Raw genomic sequence first — 5,324 nt, 5'->3', positions numbered from 1 at the left:
GCCACGCGCCAGGGCCTGCGCCAGATCGTCCGCATCCTCGCTGACCGTGAGCATCACGATGCGCGCCCCTGGCGCCGCCGCGCGCAACTGGGGCAGCGCCGCCACGCCATGCACACCAGGCAGGTGGTTGTCGAGCAGGATCACATCGGGCTGATGGGCCTGAGCGCCGCGCAACGCTTCACCGGCATCCCCAGCCTCGGCCACCACCGACAGGCGGGCATCCCGGGTCAGCAAGGCGATCAGGCCACGGCGAAACAGGGTGTGGTCGTCCACGACCAGGATGCGAACGGGTGATGAGCTGCTCATTCAGTGTGCTGCCAGAAAAGGGGAAGAATGCTGCGCGGTGTGTTCGGGCAGGCGCAATTGCATCACAGTGCCCTGCGGGCCCGATTGCAGGTCCACCTGGGCACCGATGCGCTGCGCGCGCTCCTGCATGATGCGCAGGCCCACATGGGTGTCATCGGGCGGTCCAGCCGCCACATCGAAGCCATGGCCGTCATCACGCACCCGCACCCACCAGTGTGGCTGCGTCTGCACGTCCACCCAGACCTGGCTGGCCTGCGCGTGCTTGCGCACATTGGACAGCGCCTCCTGCACGATGTGCAGGACCTGGATCTGCACATCTGCCGGCAAGGGCAGGCCCTGTCCCTGGATGCTCAGGTGCGTGCGTAAATTGGTCTGCAACTCGAACTTCGAGAGTGTCTCCCGCAAGGCGGGTTCGATGTCTTCGGTCTGGGTGCGCACCCGGAAATGCAGCAAGAGTTCGCGAACATCGCTGTAGCTCTCGCGCACGCCGGCATCGAGTTCGTCCATGGTGGTTCGCACGGCCTGTGGGTCGTTGCGGGCCATGGCATCGCGCAAGAGCTGCATCTGGATCTTGAGGAAGGCCAGGGACTGCGCAATGGAGTCGTGCAACTCCTGCGCCAGCATCTGGCGCTCGGCGGCCACCGCCGACTCGCGGTCCAGCGCCGAGGCGCGCAGGCTTTCCATGGCGCCGGCCAGGTGGCTGGCCAGCGCTTCGAACAGGCCCCGCTCTTCATCGGACAGGTGCGGCTCGCCACGGTAGAAGAGGTCGACCTCGCCCAGCACGCGCTGGTGCAGCCCCAGGGGCACCGACACCAGGGTGCTGTAGCCCGCCTGCACGCAATGCTCGACCACCGACGGCCCGTCGTCCGGGCCTCGGCGGACCTGACTCTGATCCAGGATGGGGATGATCTTGAGCTGCGATTGAAAGCCATGCTTCATGGCGGCACCGCAATGGCAGTCCCCAGGACGGATGCACTGCTCTTCCTGCGCCATCACCTGGGGCAGGCAGTCGCTGGCCAGCAGCACATAACGCTCGTTGGCCTCATCGGACCAGCGGATGGCCACCGCGTCGGCATGGGCGATGCGCCGCATCTGGCGGGCAAAACCCTGCGAAAGCTCCTGCAGGTCTTCGGCACGCGCCACAAAGGCGGCCACCTCGTAGAGCGCGGACAGGCGTTGCTGCTTGACCTCCAGGCCAGCGGTCTTCTCGCGCACCTTCGATTCAAGGTTGCCATAGAGCGCCTGCAGGTTTTCGGCCATGCTGTTGAAGCCGTCGGCCAGGGCCCCCAGTTCATCGCGAGAGCTGACCTGCACCCGGGCCGCAAAGTCACCCTTCTCGATGCGGCGCAGGGCGCCTTGCAGTCGGGCCACCGGATCCAGCACCACCACATGCCCTACATAGAGCATGGTCATGGCACTCAGGACCGCCAGGGCCATCATGGCCAACTGGAAGGTGCGCAACAGGGTGGTCCAGCGGGCAATGTGGCCTTCGATCGCGCTCACAAAATCATCGATGCGCGACACGAAGGCATCCACCTTCACGCCCAGATCCCCGCCTTGCTGGCCCTGCCCGATCAGCACGGCCTGCTGGCGCAAGGTCTGCCAGTCGGAGGCCACTGCCTCGAAACGCTCGCGCGTGTCCGTATCCCAGGGCACGGCCAAGGGACGGTCGGGATCACCCGTGCGCAACAGGAGCAGGGTGTCATCGAATGCCTGCAGACGACGCTGGATCTCGCGCATGGAGACGGCCTGGCCCGGATGGTCCGCCTGATGCAGGCTGAGGGCCAGCTCATAACTGCGCATGCGCATGCGCCCGGCCTCGTTCACGGCGGCAGCGCCACCTTCGAGCTGCCAGGTCACCCACAAGGTCAGGCCGATCGAAGCCAGGGCCAGTGCCAGAAACACCCCGCCCACGGTCAGCAGTTTGTAGGCCAGCCCGACACCCGACAGCCGCGCGTTGTCCGCCGACGCGGAATGCCCCACACCGGCGTCGTCATTCTTGATGTCAGATGGGGACAAGGGCACGTCTCACTCCGATGGCGCGCGAATCGCGCGCCTCACGGCCCTATTGTCTGCGCAAGCCAAGCCCGCCACAACACGGGGGCCCCGAAGTTCAACCACCGGTCTGCGCCATGAAACGCACCACCTGCTGGGGACGCTCGCGAAACTCGTGACGCTCGGGCTTGGCCGCGATGCCCGCCAGGATGGCGGTGGTCAGCGCCGCATCGTCCAGGCCCTCGCGCATCATGCGGCCCAGGGGCACCTGGTCGTTCTGTCCCAGACAGAGGTAGAGCGTGCCATCCACGCCCAGGCGCACGCGGTTGCAACTGGCACAGAAGTGCTGCGACATGGGGGTGATCACCCCCAGGCTCATGCGGCCATCGGGCGAACACCAATAGCGTGCCGGCCCTGCGCCCTGCCCCAGCACCTGCGGCAGCAAGGCGTGGCGCGCGGCCAGGCGTTCGCCCAGGGCGCTCAGGTCCACGCCTTCGGTGGCCAGACCGGTGCTGCCCACCGGCATGGGCTCGATCAGGCGCAGCACGAAACCCTGCTCCATGGCAAAGACCACCATGCGATCGACCTCGTCGAGGTTCTGATCGGCCTGCACCACCATATTGAGCTTGATGGGCGCAAAGCCCACGCGGCGCGCCTCGCGCAGGCCCTCCAACACATCGCCCAGGCAATCGCGCCCGGTGATGCGCTCGAAGCAGCCGGCATCCAGCGAATCGAGACTGATGTTGAGCCGCTGCACCCCCGCTGCCTTGAGTTCGGCCGCGTGGCGCGCCAGTCGGGTGCCGTTGCTGGAGACCGACAGATCCTGCAGACCGGGCAAGGCGGTCAGCCCGGCCGCCAGATCACCCAGGCCTCGGCGCAGCAGGGGCTCGCCCCCGGTCAGCCGCACCTTGCGTACCCCCAGGGCCACGAACAGGCCGACCAGACGGGTCATCTCGGCATGGCTGAGCCAGTGGGCAGGCTCCTCGAAACCCTTGAAACCTTTGGGCAGGCAATAGGTGCAGCGCAGATCACAGCGGTCGGTGACCGACACCCGCAGGTAATCGATGGTGCGCTGAAAAGGGTCGATCAGACGAGGCATGGCGTGAACACAAAAACACACGGCCCCACTGTAGGGGAGGCGCGAGCGCACCGCCATCCTTCGGAAGGACTAGCCCCGCACGGACAAGCCCCTGCTCCGACAGGAGGGTTTCCGCCCCGCCACAGACCTGCTATCGTCAAAACACACTGAACGAGTGTCCTCATGCCTTTGACTCCCACCCCCATGGCGCCATCGATCGATGACCCGATCGACTTGCTGCTGGCCTGCCACGACAAGGTGCGACGCTTCACCACCCTGAGCTTGCGTCTGCGCGACCATGTCGAGCACGAAGGCGCCGATGCCCAGGCGGCCGATGCCGCGCAATCCATCCTGCGTTACTTCGACATGGCGGCGCCCTTGCACCACGATGACGAGGACCTGGACCTGTTCCCCGCCCTCAAGAGCCTGGGCCATGCCGAGCTGAACGCGCGCATCGACGAGATCTCTGCACAGCACGACAGCCTGGGCGGACTGTGGCAAGCCCTGCGCCCCTGGCTGATCGCACTGACCGAAGGCCATGCGACGGCCACACCGTCCACCCTCGACGCCTTCGTACATCAGTATCAGGACCACGCCCGGCATGAAGAGTCCGATCTCTACCCCTGGGCCCGCCAACTGACACCCGACCAGATCCTGCGCATCAGCCAGGCCATGGTTCGCCGCAGAAGTTCCTGATGCTGTCCCATACCGACCACAGCCTCCGCTCAATCCAGCCGGCGCTCGCTGCGCTGCGCGAAGTAGAACCACTCGCCCCCGACCTCCGCGCGCGGATTGGGAAAGACGATCCAGCCATCGCGCGGTGCACGCACCTCCAGCCCACCGTGACGCACGCCGATGAGCTGCCCTGTGGTCACCGCATCAAAGCTCTGCCAGTCCCGGACAAAGTGATCCAGCGGGTGCCAGCGATCCGTGACGTCCACCAGCTTCATCAGCAGAGGATCCGCGGGGGGTGGTGCCAGGGGGCGATCGATCATCTCCAGCAGTGACAGGGTCTGCAAGATGGCCTGCCAGGCCACCTCGGGCGCCTGGGCATCCTCGTGCTGGCCGCACTCCAGCGTGACGCCATAGCCGCCCATGGCCCGCATGTACTCGGTCGTGCCCACGCCATATGCCGGGTCCAGATCCAGCCCTGACAGGCCCTGCGCCTGGGCGTACTGGCGCCGTTGAGCCATCCCTCGGGCATAGGTGTCCAGCCAGCCTTCGACCACACGCGTCACGCCCAGGTGTCGCGCCAGACGGACCTCGGGACCCGCCTGCGAGAAGGGCTCGAGCGGGCCGGTGTTGTCGGGCGGGCCGATCATCACGAAGGGATCCCCGGGCGTGTGAAAGGAATGCAAGTCCAGTAACACATCGTGTGCCGCCAGAAGGGGACACAGGGCATTGGCCGCATGGTCTTCGTACTCGACGGGCTGCGCCGTGGGCTGCAGTCGCCGGTTGAGATTGCGATCCCCTTCACGACAGCCCCGCTCGTAGGCCAGTGGATTGCACACGGGCACCAGGGTCAAGTGGCCTCGCCTCAGCGAGCACGCGCCTGCGGACAGATCCCGCAACAGACGCTCGATGGCACGGGTACCGCAGGTCTCATTGCCATGCACGGCGCCCAGGATGATGAGCCTGGGGCCGGACTGCCGACCATTGAACTGGTGCTGGACCAGCGATACGCTGGGGGCCTGAACATTCGTCATCGCACCAGTCTAGCTGCGATTGCGTGAGAGACAATGCCTCGCAGATCACACCCACAGGAGCACGTCATGCATGAGCTGTACATCGCCAACAAGACCTATTCGTCGTGGTCGCTGCGGCCCTGGGTGCTGATGCAGCAGTTGGGCATCAGCTTCACCGAAAAGCTGGTGCCTTTTGGCGAGGGCTCCAACTGGGCCGCCTATCGGGCCTTTTCACCGACAGGCAAGGTGCCCTGCCTGGT

General features: G+C 66.0%; 6 protein-coding genes. 2 read left to right on the top strand and 4 right to left on the bottom strand.

The features are described 5' to 3' along the window. The 3 genes from VFW84_RS04090 to moaA form a co-directional block, all read right to left on the bottom strand. Nucleotides 1-306, bottom strand: a 306-nt coding sequence (locus VFW84_RS04090; protein ID WP_329679158.1) for a response regulator, incomplete at its 3' end; no start/stop codon positions are given. Then, nucleotides 307-2,325 carry a type IV pili methyl-accepting chemotaxis transducer N-terminal domain-containing protein gene (locus VFW84_RS04085; RefSeq protein ID WP_329679157.1) on the bottom strand — a complete coding sequence of 673 codons (2,019 nt, stop codon included), beginning with the start codon at nt 2,323-2,325 and terminating at the stop codon, nt 307-309. A gap of 94 nt (nt 2,326-2,419) precedes the next feature. Next, a complete protein-coding gene (moaA, locus tag VFW84_RS04080) occupies nt 2,420-3,400 on the bottom strand; it encodes a GTP 3',8-cyclase MoaA (protein ID WP_329679156.1) in 981 nt (326 codons plus the stop codon). Nucleotides 3,401-3,562: 162 nt separating this feature from the next. Between moaA and VFW84_RS04075 the strand changes: the two genes are divergently transcribed. Continuing rightward, on the top strand, nt 3,563-4,075 hold the full coding sequence (locus VFW84_RS04075) for a hemerythrin domain-containing protein (RefSeq protein WP_329679155.1): 513 nt from the start codon (nt 3,563-3,565) through the stop codon (nt 4,073-4,075). A gap of 29 nt (nt 4,076-4,104) precedes the next feature. On the opposite strand, the gene VFW84_RS04070 is transcribed toward VFW84_RS04075, so the two are convergent. Further along, the gene (locus tag VFW84_RS04070) at nt 4,105-5,085 is read right to left on the bottom strand and encodes a succinylglutamate desuccinylase/aspartoacylase domain-containing protein (protein WP_329679154.1); all 981 of its coding nucleotides are present in this window, start codon (nt 5,083-5,085) and stop codon (nt 4,105-4,107) included. A 33-nt stretch (nt 5,086-5,118) separates the two neighbouring features. Between VFW84_RS04070 and VFW84_RS04065 the strand changes: the two genes are divergently transcribed. Further along, nucleotides 5,119-5,324 (top strand): glutathione S-transferase N-terminal domain-containing protein (locus tag VFW84_RS04065; protein WP_329679153.1); only part of this gene is annotated, 206 nt, incomplete at its 3' end.

Source organism: Aquabacterium sp. (genome assembly GCF_036279655.1).
Lineage (GTDB): Bacteria > Pseudomonadota > Gammaproteobacteria > Burkholderiales > Burkholderiaceae_C > Aquabacterium.
The sequence above is the reverse complement of the archived record's forward strand: the minus strand, read 5'-3'. Positions and strand labels throughout refer to the sequence as shown.